Raw genomic sequence first — 2847 nt, 5'->3', positions numbered from 1 at the left:
CACGTATCCTCGAAGGTTATGAGCCTGAGCCATTAGGTCTATATATGCTTTATGCTAATCGTAAGTTTCTGCCGAGCAAGGTTAGGTGCTTCGTAGACTTTGCGAGTAATTATTATGGGGAAGAGCCTTATTGGGACGAGTTCTAAACAGTACTTTACTGTTCAACATCACTCTTGACCTGTCTACAGCTCTACAGTTTATGCTTGGCAGCATGAATTTAGAGAGGACTAAACAATGAACTATTGCCAGTATGAGCCAAGTCAGACTGAAAAAATTATTGGCTTATTTACACAGACTTTTTCTGATTCAGAAGGGGAGGCGGAAGGTAAATTGATTGGTGAGTTGGTCAAAGAGTTGATCGAGACAACCGACAGCAATGATCTTTATGTGTTTGTCGCCAATGACAACAACAGAGTGGTGGGGAGCATTCTGTTTACCCGATTGACGTTTGAATCTGACAAACAGGTATTCCTGTTAGCGCCAGTAGCTGTGTGCACCGACTATCAGGGTCAGGGTATTGGTCAGAAACTGATCAAGGTTGGCTTGCAGGCGATAAAGAACCAAGGTGCAGAGTTAGCTTTCACTTATGGCGACCCTGCCTTTTACTCTAAAGTAGGTTTCCGGCAGGTAACAGAAGAACAGTTTAAAGCGCCATTGTCTTTATCTTATCCGCATGGCTGGCTAGCCCAATCTCTGACCGAGCAAGAGTTAACACCTATTGCCGGAGGCTCGATATGTGTTCCGGCGTTTAACAAACAAGCGTTGTGGTAAAACGCAGCAGAGTGTAAGGCTTTAATATGTATCGGATATCTCAATTGGCTGAAATGCTTGGATTATCAAGAACAACCTTGCTGTATTACGAAAAGCAGGGGTTGATCCAGGGTCAGAGGCTGGATAATGGTTATCGGAGCTATACCGACAAAGACTTACAACGACTAAAGCTGCTACAAAAGTTACAGGCTGGAGGCTTGACACTAAAAGAGTGTCAGGCCTGTCTAGATGAAAAGGTTGAGCGCGGTATTTTGGTTGAACGCTTGCGCCAATTGGATGAAGAGATTGCTCAGAAGCAGAAGTCACGTCAGCTACTTGCTGCCTTGTTGGGTGAAAGCAGCCTGACAGACTGGCATGAAACGCTGGAGCAGCAAGCGCCCGAAGCGCACTTGGAATGGTTAATCAAACAAGGCTTCGATGAAAAGCAGGCGATGAGGCTGAAATGGTTGTCGAAAGATATGAATAGTCACGAACAGTACATGGATGATTTTAATTTGGTTTTTAAAGCGCTTGAGCGATGGGGACCAGGCTCTGAGGCTGATACGCTTAAGGCGTTTGAACTGTTGCCTCATACACCGCAATCAATACTTGAAATTGGCTGCGGTCAGGGTATTGCGACTAAGGTGCTAGCAGCCAAGGTATTAGCACAGCATAGCCAAGCAACAATTACCGCCGTGGATAATGAAGAATTTGCTCTGCAAACGTTGATGAATACCCTGAAAGAGCAGGGAATTGGTGATTGGGTGTCGACAGTATGTGCCAACATGGAAAAACTGCCTTTTGAACCAGGGAGTTTTGATCTTATTTGGAGTGAAGGTAGTGCTTACATCATGGGGGTAAATAATGCCCTAACAGCTTGGCGTCCTTTGCTTAAAGAATCCGGAATATTAGTACTTAGTGATTTAGTTTGGAGAAGTTCTTCACCGAGTGAAAATGCCTTAGCGTTCTGGCAAAGGGAATACCCGGATATGACAACGGCAGCTCAGCGTATAGAACAGGCAGAGCAAGCAGGCTACGAGGTAATACACAGCTTTGCATTAAGTGATGATAGTTGGCGGAATTATTATGTGCCGCTCGAGAACAGAGTCGAAGCACTTAAAGAGCAACTGCAAGGCTCCGTAGCATTAGACGATCTTAAGCGCGAGCTGTCGGCCTTTCATTCTCGCTCAGGTGAATTCGATTACCAGATGTTTATTCTTAGGGCTTGTAACTGAGTTATAAGTGGGTTGATCTGCGTGTAATCTGCCCGATCTTAGGTCCGAATTTATCTAGAACTGGCTGATTAGTTTAACTCGAAAATGCTCTAAAGCTATTTGAGAGATTGCTCATTCCCGGGCTGTTAATGCTGCTCTTCGATATCAGTGTTCATGTGAGGGGGGGCTGAGAACTGCTGCTTCTAGTAGCAAGGGCTTTGAAAACTAAATTAGCTTGGGATCTAATTGCTGTTTCAGGCTTTATGAGACCACTATTCAATATACTGTAGTCAGCCATCAAAAATGGAAATCGATGTATCTCAACGCCCTCTAATTGACATATATAGGTGGTAGCATGTCATTTTTCACGGCGATACCAAAAGAAGTCATGAGTTCACTTGACTAAAGTGCAGTAGTAAGAGCTGGTAGTGTGTTTACTGAGACGCTGAAAACATCTGGCGGAGTAGTGAAGCATACAAGATAGCCAGCTGGTTTGGTCTGAATGCTATTTTTGACAGTTAACCTAGTTGAATTTATTAGGAAACTGACTGAGCATGAAGTTGAGCTTGAGCGGGTAGTTTAAAAGTTGGTTCATGAGAAGATTACGAGGAATCATCCCATCCTTTTAGCTGAGAGTATGTGGTCCCGCAATCTTGGATTTAGGAGAATAAGTCGCCGAAATCAGATCTCCACCACTTGTTTACCAGTGATTCTCGGTGCAATGGGTTCCGAAGGAACCACGCTTACTATGATTTGAGACTGAAGCCTTATGGATAATTGCGGTGAACAGATAGATAGGGAGTTTGAACCTCAGAGGAACAAAGGGGGCTGTCGCAAGGGCGACTGATTCATAAGGTTCAGGGTAGCAGGAACCCGCTGATTG

The 2847-nt window shown here is 44.5% G+C and carries 2 protein-coding genes; both read left to right on the top strand.

All coding sequences use genetic code 11. From position 1 onward, the window contains the following. The first annotated feature begins 234 nt into the window (after positions 1 to 234). Positions 235 to 771 (top strand): GNAT family N-acetyltransferase, encoded by a 537-nt coding sequence (locus MHN01_RS23230; RefSeq protein ID WP_239413725.1) that lies wholly within the window; start codon positions 235 to 237, stop codon positions 769 to 771. A gap of 26 nt (positions 772 to 797) precedes the next feature. Beyond that, complete coding sequence (locus tag MHN01_RS23225) at positions 798 to 1985, top strand: MerR family transcriptional regulator (protein WP_239413724.1); 1188 nt, start codon at positions 798 to 800, stop codon at positions 1983 to 1985. The last annotated feature ends 862 nt before the right edge of the window (positions 1986 to 2847 follow it).

The organism is Photobacterium sp. OFAV2-7, from assembly GCF_022347985.1.
In the GTDB taxonomy this organism is placed as follows: domain Bacteria; phylum Pseudomonadota; class Gammaproteobacteria; order Enterobacterales; family Vibrionaceae; genus Photobacterium.
This window is presented reverse-complemented; position numbering and strand designations above follow the sequence as displayed.